We start from the raw sequence: 16,587 nt of genomic DNA, 5'->3' as shown, positions 1-16,587 counted from the left end.
ACATTCATACACATCTTATGAGAGTAAGCGAATTACAGAAAGAGAGAAAGGCCTATCAGCCCAAGATGCCTGACGTGCTGAAAGGGAAGCTACACACCGTCAAGGGCAACCCCACGGAGTCGGTAGCTGACCAAGAGAGAGTCAAGGGACTCTTCCCCAACACCTATGGCATGCCGAGTATCACCTTTGAGAAGGGGGAAGATGCCGATGCCAAGCACGACCCGATCAATGTAGGGGTCCTCTTATCCGGTGGACAAGCCCCCGGCGGACACAATGTGATTGCGGGGATCTTCGATGGCATCAAGGCACTTAATCCCAAGAGCAAGCTCTACGGATTCCTAATGGGACCCTCCGGTCTGATCGAGCACAAGTATATCGAGCTCACCGATGAGATCATCGATGAGTATCGCAATACGGGAGGCTTTGATATGATCGGCTCCGGTCGCACGAAGCTGGAGACTAAGGATCAATTTGACAGCGGACTCCAGATCCTGCGCGAGCTCCACATCTCTGCTCTCGTGATCATCGGCGGTGATGACTCCAATACCAATGCCTGTGTACTCGCTGAGTATTACAAGTCGATCGATGCCGGAGTACAGGTGATCGGCTGTCCCAAGACGATCGATGGGGATCTCAAGAATGAGCAGATAGAGACCTCCTTTGGCTTTGACACAGCCACAAAGGTCTACTCCGAGATCATCGGAAACATTGAGCGCGACTGCAACTCTGCGCGCAAGTACTGGCACTTCATCAAGGTGATGGGACGCTCTGCCTCTCACATCGCACTTGAGTGCGCTCTACAGACGCAGCCTAATATCTGTCTCATCTCGGAGGAGGTAGAGGAGAAGAAGCAGTCCCTAAGTCAGATTGTAGAATATATTGCCTCGATAGTGGCTAAGCGTGCTGCTGAGGGCAATAACTTTGGTGTAGCCCTGATCCCAGAGGGGCTGATCGAGTTTATCCCCTCTATGCGAGATCTCATCAGCGAGCTGAATGACCTCCTCGCCAAGGTGGGAGACGACTTTGCTCACACCCCGAAGGAGGAGCAACTTGAGTTCATAGCCTCACGACTCTCAGCAGATAATGCAGAGGCCTTCCGCTCCCTGCCCGACACGGTTGCCTATCAGATCGCCGGAGAGAGAGACCCACACGGCAATGTACAAGTGTCACTCATCGAGACAGAGAAGCTCCTCTCGGGGATGGTGGCAAAGAAACTCGCAGAGTGGAAGAAGGAGGGGAAGTACGAGGGCTCCTTTAAGACTCAGCACCACTTCCTCGGCTATGAGGGACGATGTGCTGCTCCATCCAATTTTGATGCCGACTACTGCTATACCCTGGGCTTTACAGCAAGTAAGCTGATCGAGGCCGGTCTGACGGGATATATGAGCTCTGTACAAAATCTCACGAGAGAGGTCTCGCAGTGGATTGCCGGTGGCACGCCGATCACGATGATGTTCAATATTGAGCGTCGCGGAGGAAAGGACAAACCGGTGATCCGCAAGGCACTTGTTGACCTGGAGGGCGCTCCGTTCAGAGAGTTTGAGAGCCATCGCGAGGAGTGGGCTAAGGAGACCGCTTTCGTCTATCCGGGACCGATTCAGTACTGGGGTCCGAGCTCCGTCTGCGATCGTCCGACTAAGACCATCCTTCTGGAGCACAAGTAAGGCTTGAGTACCCAATAACGCCTAAGGGGCGGGATCGGAGCATTCCGATCCCGCCCCTTTTGCTATATTTGTCCACGGGGATATTCAGTGACCTTTAGAGTAAATATATGAGGATAAACATCATAGGCTCGACCCATCAGACCGCTTCACTTGATACTCTTCGAGGTATCCTGGACCTGCTGACCACCGACAGTGCCGATGAGGTAACCATTGATAGTCGGTTTTTTAGCTACCTGATGCAGCACAAAATAGCTCCATCAGGCGTGAAGACCTACCCCCTCAGCGGGACTATTGACACTGACCTAATGGTCTGCATCGGGGGGGACGGCACATTCCTACGAGGTGCAAAATTGGTCGCCGGCACGGAAGCCGGGATCATCGGTCTCAACTCCGGGCACCTGGGTTTCCTCTCCAGTATGCAGCCTGATATCCTCTCCTCTTATTGGGATGAGATACGATCCGGGCGGGCTCAGGTGGACGAGCGAGCCACGCTGGAGGCAGTCGTCACCGATCCGGACGGGAAGGTCATTCACCAAGGGATCGCACTAAACGAAGTCTCCGTCATCAGGCGAGACATCCTGAGTATGATCAGAGTCACCACCAAGGTCTGTGGACAATGGATGGTCGACTACCAGGCAGATGGGGTGCTCGTGTCAACGCCCACAGGCTCCTCCGCCTACGCGCTGAGCGTAGGCGGACCACTTGTTCACCCCAATTGCTCCACACTTCTTATAGTCCCGATAGCCCCCCACTCTCTCACGATGAGACCGATCCTGATACCCGACAGTATGACGATCGACTTCACAATCAGCAGCCGATCAGGGACATTTGCCATCGCTCTGGACGGGAGAGGAAAGGATTTCCCGGACAATTGTCGTGTGACCGTCCGGAAGTCGGATCGGATAGTCAGGGTACTCCACACCAGCAGTTACCAATACTTTGAAAACCTTCGTAAGAAGCTGATGTGGGGTGCCGACTCACGGTCAGTTGATAGTGACGAAGACGAAACCCCTCTATACCCGACTAAAGACTAAAGCTGCAGTTGCCTTACGACTGAGTCATAGAGGCTCTGCTTCCGCTCCATGTGCTCCCGGACACACTGGACATACACATCCTGATCCAGCTCATCCGCTGCATCCAGCTGAGTAGTTGCAGAGGAGGATATCCTCCGATCGATCGCATGCTCCTTGGCAGCATCCTGGATGAGACTGCGATCTATCGTCAGCACCGCATCGATCCAGCGGTCCAGTATCTCATGGACCACCTCTGCTGTCAAAGACTCAGACTTATCAAGCCCGTACCACCGGTAGATCAGATCGTAGCTCCAGTCCCACTCCAGCTCGTAATACCTCTCATGCAGTGATCGGACCTGACTGCTAAAGTCATCAATCGTCGCATATGCAGTCTCTCTCAAGCCATCAGCGAGCCGTCTCACCCCACGCTCGGGAGCAATCATACCACACAAGTCCGTCCAAGGACCTACTCCCTCATCGTGATCCGGTCGGAGTAGCCTGTTGAGATCCTCAATGGTGGCAATCTCTCGGCTCTCCACCTTATCTCGGATACGAGTGATGAGGGAGTTGCCGATAAACTTATCAATCCCAAGCCTATAGATCCTAAGCCCATGGTGCAGGGATGAGGACTTAAGGTGGAGATTATGATAAATATAGGTCTCATCGTGCTGCCCGACAAAGTCAAGCAGCTCCTGCAGCTTTCGATATCCCTGCTCCATTTTCCCCACCGTGTAGGGACTGAGCAGGTTGTAATTAACGCAATCAAGCTTACAGTCTCCCGGTCGGTGATCACGAGAGGGCCACTTCTTGGCATCACGCATCGTCCCTATAGTTAGGAGTGCTCGACCGGGCACGAGATAAGTCTCATTGTGATTCTCGATCACGTAGCTGAAGGGGAAGGCGGAGGTATCCACATGATCCGTATGGCGACCCATGATCAAGCTGAATGGACCGATCCTTGAGGGCCAGAGGATATACGAGTCGCTTGAAGTCTTACTCCCCCGCTCCACGACACCATGATGGATGGGACCGGTCTTGTAGAGGTGATTGCTCTGGTTGGATCCCGAGCCCGCATTGAGGAAAGAGAAAAGGCCGGCGATCAGTAAGGAGCTCTTGTGCATAGATACCGTGAAGGGACCGGCAACAATGGCAGCAGCCTCTCCATTCTCTAAGGTACAGTTACTGAATACCAGAGACTCATTGGCTGAGAAAAGATTTCCCACCTTTGCAGACTGACCGACAAAGACCATATGCAGCGTACAATTATCCACCATTGAGGCACCGGCAGCTGCGATGAAGTGCTTACCGATCACTCCATTACCGACCACAGCCGGGTATCCGGGGCGGCTGCAGAGAGAGAAGTCGCTGAGGATCGATGCACCATCGATGATGCTCCCATCGCCTATGTACCCATCTGTGACGGTACCGGTATTGACGATCCTCACGTTGTCTCCTATCGTCCCCCGCTCCGAGCGGCACTCCTCCACGTCCGCACTAATCAGCCGTACCAGCTCCTGATGGACGGGATCCGAGTCAGGGGTAGTCACCAGCAGGTAGGCTATCTGAGCGGTCAACTTGCGAGAGAGAGGCACCTCTATGCCACCGGTCTCATTGAGTACCGGCACAGACACGCCATTGCCGAAGGTCGACGCGCCTGACATATAGATGGCATTGACATTACTTATCGTGACGTCAGCTCCTATATCGTAGTCCGATATGCAGTCGCGGACATTGGCAATATACGCTCCATCCCCGATGGTTGTGTCCTTCAGCAGCGCGTGACAGATGCCATTACTCCGCTTGATCCCATACCTATCTATGTGGGTGCCGGATAGGTCACCAAGGGTACAGTGGCCCACAAACGTCACCTCGGTCAGCTGTGAGGGGGCAAAGGTCTCACTCACCTCGATGCGACTCCAGTCATCTGCCTGACACCGCCTATTTTCCTCCAGAAGCGTGATCTCCTCCTCTGTCAAGTGTCTCATGATAATCTATTTCTTTAGAAAATAAATCTCCATAAATGACGAGTGCGACTAACAAACCTGTCAGTCGCACTCGCTTAAAATCTAATAACCCTCCTCCTGCAGAAGGACGTACATACTACGCATCTACAGTGGCAAAGGTGGCATTCTCCTTGATGAAGTCTCTTCGAGGCTCCACATCCTCACCCATAAGCATTGAGAAGACTCGATCTGCCTCAACGGCATTCTCCAGAGTGACCTGCTTGAGATAGCGTCCCTGAGGATCCATAGTCGTCTCCCAGAGCTGACTGGCGTCCATCTCTCCAAGACCCTTGTATCGCTGGGTGATGATCTTAGACTCATCACCGGCGCCATACTGGGCAATAAAGTCCGCCCTGTCTTCGTCATTGAAGCAGTAGTCAATCTTGTCCCCACTCTTGGTCCGGCACTGATAGAGCGGTGGATTGGCAATATAGATGTATCCCTCCTCCACGAGGGCGCGCATGTGGCGGAAGAAGAAGGTGAGCAGCAGGGTGGCGATATGCGCACCATCCACATCGGCATCGGTCATGATGATCACCTTGTGGTATCTCAGCTTGGAGTAGTTAAGCGCCTTGGGGTCATCCTCTGTGCCGACAGAGACACCGAGGGCGGTGTACATTGACTGGATCTCCTTATTCTCAAATACTCTGTGGGGCATCGCCTTCTCCACATTCAGGATCTTTCCTCGCAGAGGCAGGATAGCCTGATACTTGGAGTCGCGACCCAGCTTGGCCGTACCACCTGCCGAGTCTCCCTCGACTAAGAATAGCTCACACTCCTCAGGGTCACGGCTGCGACAGTCTGCCAGCTTGCCGGGTAGACCACCGGAGAACATCGGGCCCTTGCGCTGAACCATCTCTCGCGCTCTCTTGGCTGCAGTACGTGCCTTTGCCGCCAGGACCACCTTATCGACGATGGCACGAGCCTCCTTGGGATGCTCCTCGAGGTACTCCGTCAGGGCATCGCTGACGGCAGAGTCGACGATGCCGGTGATCTCAGAGTTGCCGAGCTTCGTCTTCGTCTGACCCTCAAACTGCGGCTCAGCCACCTTGATAGAGATCACGGCTGTAAGTCCCTCACGGAAGTCATCACCAGTGATCTCGACCTTCTCCTTCTCAAGGATGCCGGAGTCATCGGCATATTTCTTCAGGGTTCGTGTCAGTGCACGACGGAAGCCGGTCAGGTGAGTACCACCCTCTCCGGTATGGATATTATTGACGTAGGTGAAGATATTCTCATTGAAGTCCGTATTGTAGGTCATAGCGACCTCCACCGGGACATCATCACGCACAGTATTGATATCTATGACATCGCTGATGAGGGGTTCCTTATTGGCATCCAGATACCTCACGAAGTCAACCAGACCATGAGCCGAGTGGAATGACTCACGCCTGGGGTTACCATCCTCATCCCTATCCCTGTAGTCGGTCAGTTGGATCTCAAGCCCTCCATTAAGGAAAGCAAGCTCCCTCATACGCTCCTCAAGGACTGAGAACTGATAGTGGGTGGTAGTAAAAATGGTGTCATCGGGGAGAAAGCGGACTACCGTACCGGTGTGATCACTCGTACCGATCACCTCCAGCTGGCTCACCGGCTTGCCTTTCTCATAGTCCTGGGCATAGATCTTACCATCGCGATAGACCTCTACACGCAGTTTATTGGAGAGAGCATTTACACAGGAGACGCCCACACCATGGAGTCCTCCGGAGACCTTATAGGAGTCTTTATTGAACTTACCTCCGGCATGCAGCACAGTAAGCACCACCTCGACGGCAGGCTTATGAAGCTTGGGGTGCATGTCGACAGGGATGCCTCGGCCGTTATCACGGACTGTGATCGAGTTGTCCTCATTGATATCTACCTCGATCCTATTGCAATACCCGGCCATTGCCTCATCGATAGAGTTGTCAACCACCTCGTTGACCAAGTGGTGCAACCCTCTCGAGCTGACGTCTCCGATGTACATAGCCGGTCGCTTACGAACCGCCTCCAGTCCCTCAAGTACTTGGATGTCGGACGCGTCATACACCTGTGGCTTAGGTGTCTCTATTTCGGTATTCATGGATTGATAATTCTCTTCTTTGTTACTATACAAAGATAGCGAAATAATGCGGATCTGAGAAGAAAAAAGCACCCGTCTCAATGGAGACTATTGCACGAAGGCGATCTGGTGCGTTGCTTTCGGAATTCGGGCTCGGTCACGTACGTGAGTACGCTCCCATCGACCTCATCCTCAGCGTCTTGCATCTCATCTTTCGTGCAAAGTCTCAGCACATTTGAAACAAATGTGCGAGAATGGCACTTCGTGCAACATTCTCCAATGGCTGTCGGACGATGAACGCCCCTGCCCTATTTACCCCGTCAAAAGAGGGGTAACTCTAATACCGATATTAGTGTCACCTAATATCGGTATTAGTGAATTCTTTTATCGGTATTAGAGAGTGCGCTTATGCAGCTGCCTTGTCAAGCATCTTACCTGGAGGGTCCGCAGAGCGCTGTATCGTCCTCCCAAGCGAGCCCCTCCAGAGGATAGTCGTGAGGGTCAGTAGGCACTGTGTCAAAGATCTGAAACTCAAGCCCCAGTCCAACGACAAGCCTCAGCTCCGAGGCGTGCTTCGCGAGGTAACGGTCGTAGTACCCCACGCCATGCCCCACTCTGCTCCCGTCCCGGCGACCAAATGCCACCCCGGGGACGACGAGTAACTCAGGCACCTCCTCATCCTCTATCGGGCAGGTCGGCTCTGGGATCCCGTAGCCGGATAGCTCATAGCCGGAGATATCACCCATAGGGTAGAAGCGAATGGTCTCACCATCATCGCATCTCGGGACAAGAAGGCGACGTGAGCCCTCCGCACGGAGAATACTGATGAGGGCAGCCGTCTGCACCTCATTTTTCATACTCATAAAGAGTCCCACGCTCTGCTCCTGACGATCTCTCAAGAATTTCTCGTAGAGGGATCGACAAGCTCTTGCCGACCGCTCGTCACGCTCCTCAGGAGAGAGCACTCTGAAGTGGTCCCGGACAAGGGCCCTTATCTCTTTCTTAGTGACTGGAGAGCTAAATACTGGTGTCATGATTTAGGATAAAGAAAGTCTACGATTACCTCTCCGACGAAAGACTCATCGGTGAGTAGATCTGACGGCTGAAGAGGTCCACCGCGCGACTGATCATCGGATCACTCTGCGCAGCCACCTTGGCCATAGCATCGTCACCATAGATATACATAATGACAGACTGAGCCATCAGGTCACTGAGGTACTCCTCATCGTGAGAGAGGAGGTAGCCCCGCAGCGGGATATTATAGTCGCGGGCAGCATAGTTGCCCATCAACCATGGTAGTCCCTGTAGTCTCAGGAAGTCATAGCACCGGAGTTCGTCACCAATGTCTGTCAGGTAAGCCCTGTGGCTATCAGCGTAGAGGAAGGCATACTTCTGAGGGATCCCCCTACGCAGGACATCCATCGTGTAGCCTGTAAGCTTGGAGCTGTCCTGAGGGATGAAGATGTCCGGGATAATGCCGCCCCCACCATAGACGAGTCGTCCGCGTCCGGTCTTGTAGACCTTAGAGGAGTCCGTTGGGATTGAGTCGGAGCTGTAGAGCTCACCGTTGCTGAATCGCTTTGCCCAGTCGCTATAGTACTCATCACTGTCGCCTGTATGGTACTCCCTCTGGATGCAGCGACCTGAGGGCGTGAAGTAGCGGGCGATGGTGAGATGAACCGAGGACCCGTCAGGGTACTCAAAGACTTTCTGAACCAGTCCTTTACCGAAGGAGCGTCGTCCGATGACGATCGCCGCGTCGTTGTCCTGCATTGCTCCGCTGACGATCTCTGCGGCTGATGCAGAGGACTCATTGATCAAGATATACAGAGGGAAGTCAATCAGACTGCCACCCCCACTGCTGAGAAATTGCTCTCGCGGGTAGTGAGCGCCTTCGATGTAGATCACCGGCTTATCCTTGGGGAGCATCTCATTGATCATCTTCAGGGCAGACTCGAGGATGCCGCCGGGATTGTCTCTCAAGTCAAGTACAAGGCCCTTCATCCCTCTCTGCTGCAACTGAGCAAAAGCCTGCATGAAGTCATTGTAGGTATTTAGGGAGAAGCCGTCCAAGCGGATCACACCAAGCGAGTCACTCATCATATACTTGGCACCTACCTTACTGGTGGAGACGGGGCCACGCTTTACCCGGACAGTCCTCTGGTCATTGGTGGAGGGATCACGGAGAGTAAGGGTCACCATACTCTCGTTGGCTCCCTTGAGCAGACTCATAATCGTATCGGTAGGGATCTTACCCTCGATGGATCGTCCATCGACACTTATGATGCGATCCCCCGCTCTCACTCCAACGAGATCGGAGGGACCATTGGGGATCGTCCGGATCACAATGGCGGTGTCCTTGAGGGAATTGAAGACCACACCTATGCCGTAGAAGTAGCCCTCCAACTCTTCCCTCTCCTTCTTCCTCTGCTCTGCCGTCAGGTAGCTTGAGTGAGGGTCGAGATGAGACATAAGGCTCGGGATCAGGGTCTCCACTAAGCTGTCGCTCGAGACCTCGTCCACATACTGAGTATTGATCAGGTCAAGTGAGGCTTGGAGCTTACTCAGGGCAGAGTTTTTCCCAAGTCCTGCCCTGTAACGACCGAGGTAGTACCCGCCCCCCGCCAGGAGGAGTGTCGCAAGACCCACAAGGAGAGTAGCAAGTATATTACGGACAGCGTCCTTAGTCATAGCTCAGTGAAGTGATTAGAGATCCTCCGAGGAGTCAATGTCGATATGGTCCACCGTGATGCCCGCCTGACGAAGGAGGTCGATGCCCTCAGTGATGCGGTACTGCGTGGCGTACACCACTCTGCGGATGCCGGCCTGGATAATGAGCTTGGCGCACTCCATACAGGGGGAGTTAGTCACATATATGGTGGCGCCTGTGCTATTATTATTAGAGGCAGCGACCTTGGTAATGGCATTTGCCTCGGCATGGAGCACATAAGCCTTTGTCTTACCCTCATCGTCCTCGCACTTGTTCTCAAATCCGGACGGGGTACCATTATACCCGTCGGAGATGATCATCTTGTCCTTGACAATGAGCGCTCCCACATTGAGCCGCGTGCAGTAGGAGTTTTCCGCCCATATGCGAGCCATCCGGAGGTATTTCTTGTCGACCGCCAGCTGCTTCTTTTCCTCGTGAGATAGAGCCATTGCCTTATCGAGCTATAGAGAGTTACATCCGCTCAGGTACGTCTATGCCGAGGAGGCCCATAGCGGTCTTGATCACCTTGCCGGTCTCTTCGCTCAGGCTGATGCGGAAGGAGCGGAGCTGCGCATTTTCCTCCCGAAGGACAGGGCAGTCGTGGTAGAACTGGTTGTAGAGCTTCACCAAGTCGAAGGTGTAATTGCAGATCGCAGCGGGATTGAGATCATCCGCAGCGGCTGACACCACGCTCGGGAAACGGTCGATCGCCTGTACGAGCGATTTTTCCTTCTCCTCCAGCTCAAGAGCGGCCCCCTTCCAGTCGACGCGATCACCGGCCTTGCTGACCAGACTGCAGATACGAGCATAGGTGTACTGGATGAAGGGCCCGGTATTACCATTGAAGTCAATGGACTCCTCTGGGTCAAACATCATATTCTTCCGTGGGTCGACCTTCAGGAGGAAATACTTCAGAGCGCCCATCCCGACGATCTCGTCGACCTCTTTGCGCTCATCCTCGGGGAGCTCCTTGATCTGCCCCTGCGTCTCGCTTACATTATGCGCCTCCTCGTGCATCGCCTGCATCAGATCATCTGCATCGACGACCGTACCCTCACGGCTCTTCATCTTGCCGTTGGGGAGCTCCACCATACCGTAGGAGAAGTGGACAAGCTCCTTGCCGAAGGGGAAGCCGAGCTTATCGAGCAGAATGGAGAGGACCTGGAAGTGGTACTCCTGCTCATTACCCACCACGTAGACCATGCGATCGATGGGGTAGTCAGCAAAGCGCATTTTCGCCGTACCTATGTCCTGAGTCATGTAGACCGACGTGCCATCGGAGCGAAGCAGGATCTTGCGATCCAGACCATCCTCACGGAGATCAGCCCACACGGAGCGGTCCTCGTCCCGGACAAAGAGCCCCTCGTCCAGTCCGCGAAGTACCTCTTTCTTTCCCTCAAGATAGGTGTCGCTCTCGTAGTAAATCTTATCGAAGTCTACCCCCAGACGCTTGTAGGTCTCATCAAATCCGGCGTAGACCCAGTCGTTCATCCTCTTCCAGAGCGAGCGTACCTGCTCATCACCGGCCTCCCACTTCTCGAGCATCTGCCGAGCTTCCTTCATCAGCGGGCTGGCTGCCTCGGCCTCTTCCTTAGAGAGGCCCTGAGAGTCCATCAGCTCCTTTACTTCGGCGCGATAGTGCTTATCGAAGAGGACATAGAAATCTCCCACTAAGTGGTCCCCCTTCTTTCCTGAGCTCTCCGGCGTAACGCCATCGCCCCACTTGAGCCACGCCAGCATTGACTTACAGATGTGGATGCCTCGGTCGTTGACGATATTAGTCTTGATCACCCGACAGCCGTTAGCCTTGAGTATCTGTGCAAGGCTGTACCCGAGGAGGTTATTCCGCACATGGCCAAGGTGAAGCGGTTTATTGGTATTAGGCGAGGAGTACTCGATCATATAGAGCGGCGCATCCTCACCGGTGACACGAGTCCCAAATCGCTCCTGATCAGCCACCTCACCGAGCTGGTCCACATAGAGGGCAGAGGTGAGAGAGAGATTGAGAAATCCCTTGACCACATTATAGCTCTGGATCATCCGAGGAAAGTGGGCTGCCAGGTAGTCACCAATGGCATTACCCAGCTCCTCGGGCTTCATATGAGCCTGCTTGAGGAAAGGGAAAACGACAAGGGTAAAGTCCCCCTCCTGATCCTTCCTGGTGGGATCCAGCCGTACCTCTTCAGGTGAGAGGTCTATGTCAAAAAGGGTCTTCAGAGCATCCGATACCGCTCTCTGGAGATGATTCTCAAGTGTATGATAAGATCTATTAGTCATAAGGATTAGTCGACAAGTTTATTAGTAGTTGTATCCGGGAAAATCACTGTCGGCTCAAAGTGAAGAGCCTCCTCCGGTGTCATCTGTGCATAGGATATGATGAGGACAATGTCACCAGGCAGGAAGTGTCGAGCAGCAGCTCCATTGAGACAGATCGTCCCGCTACCTCTCTCACCGGGGATCACATAGGTCTCCAGCCGAGCACCATTATTGTTATTGACCACCTGCACCTTCTCTCCCTGGATTAGGTGAGCGGCATCCATCAGCTCCTCATCGATGGTGATACTACCCACGTAATTAAGGTTTGCCTCAGTGACGTGGACTCGATGGATCTTGGACTTCAATACTCCGATATACATTGACTTGATACCTATATCTGATTGCGGGGCAAAATTAGCCTTTTTTCAGCTCATCACTATCCCCGCACTCCGTCCCATAGATAAGTGCGACGGCATAAGCGGTCATACCCTCCTCTCTCCCGACCGAGTCCATCCGCTCATTGGTGGTTGCCTTGATCGAGATATCCTCTGGGGAGACCTCCAGGAGCTCCGCGATCCGCTCTTGCATCTGTGGCACAAAGGGGTTTAGCTTTGGAGACTCCGCCACAATGGTCGCATCAACATTCCCCACTCTGTAGTTTCTCTCACTGAGCAGGCTATAGACCTCGGCAAGCAGGAGCGTAGAGTCAGCTCCGGCATACTTGGGGTCCGTATCTGGGAAGTGGAAGCCTATGTCTCTCAGGGCAGCAGCTCCGAGGAGAGCATCAGCGATCGCATGGAGTAGCACATCTGCATCAGAGTGCCCTAAGAGACCTCTGGACGAGGGGATCCGGACCCCACCGAGTGTCAGTGACCGTCCCTCCACGAGACGGTGGACATCATAGCCGTAGCCGACCCTTATCTTTTGCATCATCAGAAGTCTGCACTCAGGGTGACTCTTAGGGTATTATTGAGTGGCGACTTACTATCGCTCGCCACAAAGTAGCCGAGGTCAAGCCTTGCCATCTCGTAGCGAAAGCCTCCACCGAGGGTCAAGCCGGCGCCAACCCCGGCATCGGGATGGACATACCTGTAGCCTGCTCGAGCGAAGAGCCGCCCCTTATACCCATACTCCACACCGACGGAGGCAGCAAGATCGCGCCAAGCATCGGTATCACGCCACGACTGTCCCATAGCCTGCCATATAGAGTACCGGTAGTAGGCCTTACGTGCCTCATCCAGACTACCGGTCTTAGCCGAAGTGGGATACTCGGGAACCATCAGCTTATCTCCCGTGATCTGCAGGAAAAGCTCATCCGACTCGGTGAGCCGAAGTCTCGCCCCCACTCCGAGGTCAAGCGTGGCAGGCGAGTAGAGATAGGAGAGACCGCCATCGTGCGTCATCTTTCCTCCCACGTTGCGTAGCGCCAAGGCTGCGGTAAGCTCGGTCGGCAGACTATTGATAGAAAAGGACTGTCGATAGGTCACGCTGAGATCACCCATAACGGTCTGAGCAAGGCTACTCACCCCATTTTGCGAAATATTGTAGTCGGAGACAAAATACCTGAGCCCGATCCCGACACTGAGCGTAGGGAGGACCCTCAGTCCATAGCCAAGATCAACAGAGAGTTCGTAGGGTCGTGTCTCCATAACGCCTCGCTTACTCTTGGGGAAAGCGAGGGTGTGACCGATATTGAAATACCTCATCCCCAGCGCCACGGAGTGACGCAGGTCCGATGCCCCATCAAAGGTGTAGTACCCGGTGACAGTCGAGAGGTTTGTGTCCCGCGTAAGATCCGGCATCCACGGCGTAAAGGAGAGCGACACCCCCCACGTCTGGCCACCAGAGATCGGTAGCAGTGACATATTATGCATAAGGGCAAAGGCTCCGTGGGCAGAGAGAAGACCACTCTCACCCATAGCTGCAGACCCCGCATCCGGAGTGATCAGGAGGGAGGGCGCACCGGTCACTCTCGGAGACCAAGAGTGATCCGAGGGCTCAGTGGCGGGCTCCTGAGCCGACAACCCCGCAAAGGGCGTGAGGATCAGCAGCGTCAGAGCGATCCATTTCTTTTCAATATTCATTCTATACCTATTCTTAGTAGTTCCTCATCCCCCTCTGCAATAAAGAGGTAATGCCCGCCCTCAATAGCCTTGTACTCATCTCCGAGGGGAAAACAAATGCAGTCGCCCGTCTTAAGGAGATAGAGCTGAGCCACCGCCGAGACCACTTCATTGATCCTGTCGTCCGAGGGCAGTGGAAGAGGATCCGAAGACTCACGAAGAGGGGTCGCCCCCTCAGTCTCAAGGAGTGTCACCCGACTAGACCGTAGCTCCTCAATAGGGCAAAAGTCCCCCACCGCAAGTGAGCCATCAAAGGAGTATGCCACACCGGGATCCATACGCTGAGAGAGCCGATCAAGCACCAGCTGTCGGTCAGCCAAAGCCACACCCCACGCAGCCCTCCGGTAGTACCGGTCGGCAAAGCGTGGCTCGAAGCCCTTACCCGCACGGTCAATCCTCACGACCAGCTGGGGCATATAGCTCAGCCCCTTCATCCAAGAGGTGATCATGACCCGCTTACCACTATTTAGGAGCGTATGATCCCCCCTCAGGTAGAGACTTGTCATCAGGGGGTCCTCTGCAGAGGAGTTGCCCACAAGGAGATCAAAGTCAGTACAGAAGACCTTCATATCTCCTCTTGATCCATAGCGTGGACGCGATTGAACATCACTGCCAGACTGGCATACATAGAGAGATTCTCTACCACCACATCGTCCGGCACTGCGATCCGAAAGGGCGTAAAATTCCATATCGCCCTCAGTCCACTCTCCACCAGACGATCCGTAACCTCCTGAGCATACTCGACCGGCACAGTCAGCACGCCGATCTGTACCCCCTCATCGAGGTGCTGATCCAGCTCGGCCATATCATAGATAGGCACCCCCAGGGAGTCATCGCCGATCACGGAAGGACTGGTGTCAAAGCCCGCCACGATGTCCAGCCCATACTGATAGAGTCCCTTATCTCGGATGAGAGCGGCACCTAGATTACCGCACCCAAAGACATAGGCCTTATGCTGATCCACAAAACCGAGAAACTTTCCCAGCACCTCTACCATCTCATCGGTCGAGTAGCCGACGCGCGTCTTGCCTACGATATTGACATACGACAGATCCTTGGCTACGAGAGACGGATCGATCCCAATGCTGCGGGCGATGTAGGTACTGGAAACCACCTCCTTACCTCTAGCCTGCAGCAGCTTGATGTACGCCAGATACCACGGCAGACGACGGAGGACAGGCTCCGGCACTTGATTCTTTGGCTTTTTTCTACTCATTAATTGACTCGTACAGCGAAGTTTTTACTCGTCAGAGAAAGCTACTCCTCGGGCTCGCTGTGCACCCGAAGAGCTACTCCTTAGCTTAATGCGCTCAAATTTACCATTTTCCCCCTAATTCCTCCACCCCTCCTCCCGGACTCCATTCCGTACGTCTGAGGACCAAAAGGCAGGATCAAAAATTGCGTGGTTTTTGCGGGGTTGAGGGGTCATTTTGGGGCAAAACAATACTATTTGAGGCAAATCCGAGGCACAGATCGTATGAAGAAACCGGAGAGAAAATGCAAAAAAGAGAGACTGTAAGTGCTTTATATCAGCGACTTACAATCTCTCTTTCCGCTGCGGTGCGAACGGGACTCGAACCCGTGACCTCCTGCGTGACAGGCAGGCATTCTAACCAGCTGAACTACCGCACCTAACTTCCAGAACTCTTACAGGTCTCTCTGACCCTGTTTCTTTCGGTTTTGCTCTGCAAAGGTAAGAATTTTATTGGATACTGCAAGGGGATAGCACTCTACTATCGCTCAAAATGTGAGGTGCGTCATGATCGGGAAGTGATCCGAGGGAAGTCTGCCATGGTCTTGGTCGGTGATAGTCCGATAGTTATCCACCCTGATATTGGGCGACACCCAGATGTAGTCGATCGGCTCATCAGAGAAGTTACTCAGATCAAAGTCGTGGAATGTGCCGGAGGGGCCATAGGGCTTTGCGTGGCTGATCGTCCTCGAGTCGCGAAGCAGCGCTGCCTCTCGGAGGATCCGTATCGGCTCCTCATCGGGACCGGCATTGAAGTCACCGGTGAGGATCACCGTCTCCCCCCGATCGAGCAAGGGACGGATGCGGCTCAGCAGGAGGTGCGAAGACTGACGTCTCGCCTCCTGACCGACATGGTCGTAGTGGACATTGAAGAAATACAATGTCTTGCCGCTGATCCGATCACGGAAGTGTCCCCAGCTACATATGCGGAGGCACTCTGAGGCATCCCAGCCGTGAGACGGCACCTCGGGTGTCTCCGACAGCCAGAAGTCACCCTGATCCAGCAGGTCGAAGCGGTCGGTCCGGTAAAAGATGGCAGAGTGCTCACCGGCCTCCTTACCATCATCACGACCTACCCCGATGTAGTCATAGTTATCAAGGGTATCAATATCCCTCAGCTGCTCCAGGTAGCCCTCCTGGGTGCCGAGGAAGTCAAAGCCGTAGTAACCTATCAGGTCGGTGACCATCTGGCAACGGTTTGCCCAGCTATTATCACCATCGTGGTCATTGATGTACCTGAGGTTGAAGCTTCCCACAGTCAAGGGATGTGCTGTCTGCTGCGCAAGAGAGTTCCCTCCGACGAGGAGGGAGGCGATCAGGAGGAGCACCGGAAATAGTCGTTTCATATCAATATAGCCTTGCACAGAGACAAAGATAGCCATTATTACCGACCGACAGGCTTAGGAAAAAGGTCGGACTAAAAAAAGGGACCCATCGTGACCTGCACTTCCGGATCAAAAATATCGCGTCGTACTAATACCGATATTAGAGATCTCTAATACCGATATTAGTGAACTCTAATATC

General features: G+C 53.8%; 14 protein-coding genes and 1 tRNA gene. 2 read left to right on the top strand and 13 right to left on the bottom strand.

The features are described from left to right. The first annotated feature begins 17 nt into the window (after positions 1-17). Together HMPREF2890_RS07355 and HMPREF2890_RS07350 are read left to right on the top strand one after the other, a co-directional pair. Positions 18-1,664: a diphosphate--fructose-6-phosphate 1-phosphotransferase gene (locus tag HMPREF2890_RS07355; protein ID WP_070467156.1), complete on the top strand. Its 1,647-nt coding sequence runs from the start codon at positions 18-20 to the stop codon at positions 1,662-1,664. A 107-nt stretch (positions 1,665-1,771) separates the two neighbouring features. Continuing rightward, positions 1,772-2,698 (top strand): NAD(+)/NADH kinase, encoded by a 927-nt coding sequence (locus HMPREF2890_RS07350; RefSeq protein ID WP_070467154.1) that lies wholly within the window; start codon positions 1,772-1,774, stop codon positions 2,696-2,698. On the opposite strand, the gene HMPREF2890_RS07345 is transcribed toward HMPREF2890_RS07350, so the two are convergent. The 13 genes from HMPREF2890_RS07345 to HMPREF2890_RS07285 form a co-directional block, all read right to left on the bottom strand. Then, positions 2,695-4,662 carry a DUF4954 family protein gene (locus HMPREF2890_RS07345; RefSeq protein WP_070467153.1) on the bottom strand — a complete coding sequence of 656 codons (1,968 nt, stop codon included), beginning with the start codon at positions 4,660-4,662 and terminating at the stop codon, positions 2,695-2,697. The two genes, HMPREF2890_RS07350 and HMPREF2890_RS07345, sit on opposite strands and share 4 nt — an antisense overlap. Before the next feature lie 115 nt (positions 4,663-4,777). Further along, positions 4,778-6,742 (bottom strand): DNA topoisomerase (ATP-hydrolyzing) subunit B, encoded by a 1,965-nt coding sequence (gene gyrB / locus HMPREF2890_RS07340; protein WP_070467151.1) that lies wholly within the window; start codon positions 6,740-6,742, stop codon positions 4,778-4,780. A gap of 410 nt (positions 6,743-7,152) precedes the next feature. Beyond that, entirely contained in the window at positions 7,153-7,755 is a 603-nt protein-coding gene (locus tag HMPREF2890_RS07335) for a 5-formyltetrahydrofolate cyclo-ligase (RefSeq protein ID WP_083289880.1), read from the bottom strand. A gap of 25 nt (positions 7,756-7,780) precedes the next feature. Next, a complete protein-coding gene (locus HMPREF2890_RS07330; protein WP_070467145.1) occupies positions 7,781-9,412 on the bottom strand; it encodes a S41 family peptidase in 1,632 nt (543 codons plus the stop codon). A gap of 15 nt (positions 9,413-9,427) precedes the next feature. Then, the gene (locus HMPREF2890_RS07325) at positions 9,428-9,880 is read right to left on the bottom strand and encodes a deoxycytidylate deaminase (RefSeq protein WP_070467143.1); all 453 of its coding nucleotides are present in this window, start codon (positions 9,878-9,880) and stop codon (positions 9,428-9,430) included. A gap of 22 nt (positions 9,881-9,902) precedes the next feature. Continuing rightward, a complete protein-coding gene (gene argS, locus HMPREF2890_RS07320) occupies positions 9,903-11,708 on the bottom strand; it encodes an arginine--tRNA ligase (RefSeq protein WP_070467142.1) in 1,806 nt (601 codons plus the stop codon). Positions 11,709-11,713: 5 nt separating this feature from the next. Beyond that, positions 11,714-12,067 (bottom strand): aspartate 1-decarboxylase, encoded by a 354-nt coding sequence (panD, locus tag HMPREF2890_RS07315; protein WP_070467139.1) that lies wholly within the window; start codon positions 12,065-12,067, stop codon positions 11,714-11,716. A 34-nt stretch (positions 12,068-12,101) separates the two neighbouring features. Continuing rightward, entirely contained in the window at positions 12,102-12,620 is a 519-nt protein-coding gene (gene ispF / locus HMPREF2890_RS07310) for a 2-C-methyl-D-erythritol 2,4-cyclodiphosphate synthase (RefSeq protein ID WP_210394789.1), read from the bottom strand. Continuing rightward, a complete protein-coding gene (locus HMPREF2890_RS07305) occupies positions 12,620-13,771 on the bottom strand; it encodes a PorV/PorQ family protein (protein WP_070467138.1) in 1,152 nt (383 codons plus the stop codon). Before HMPREF2890_RS07305 ends, ispF begins: the two co-directional genes overlap by 1 nt. Continuing rightward, positions 13,768-14,379 (bottom strand): hypothetical protein, encoded by a 612-nt coding sequence (locus tag HMPREF2890_RS07300; protein WP_070467137.1) that lies wholly within the window; start codon positions 14,377-14,379, stop codon positions 13,768-13,770. The genes HMPREF2890_RS07305 and HMPREF2890_RS07300 overlap by 4 nt, the downstream gene beginning before the upstream one ends. Beyond that, complete coding sequence (locus HMPREF2890_RS07295; RefSeq protein ID WP_070467136.1) at positions 14,376-15,026, bottom strand: redox-sensing transcriptional repressor Rex; 651 nt, start codon at positions 15,024-15,026, stop codon at positions 14,376-14,378. The genes HMPREF2890_RS07300 and HMPREF2890_RS07295 overlap by 4 nt, the downstream gene beginning before the upstream one ends. A 342-nt stretch (positions 15,027-15,368) precedes the next feature. Continuing rightward, positions 15,369-15,442 (bottom strand) — tRNA-Asp (locus HMPREF2890_RS07290). A 108-nt stretch (positions 15,443-15,550) separates the two neighbouring features. Next, positions 15,551-16,408, bottom strand: a complete 858-nt coding sequence (locus HMPREF2890_RS07285) for an endonuclease/exonuclease/phosphatase family protein (protein WP_070467247.1) — start codon at positions 16,406-16,408, stop codon at positions 15,551-15,553. Positions 16,409-16,587: the final 179 nt, after the last annotated feature.

The sequence above is a fragment of the Porphyromonas sp. HMSC065F10 genome (assembly GCF_001808555.1).
Classification (GTDB): Bacteria; Bacteroidota; Bacteroidia; order Bacteroidales; family Porphyromonadaceae; genus Porphyromonas_A.
Note: the sequence above shows the minus strand (reverse complement) of the source record. Positions and strands in the feature narration are given on the sequence as shown.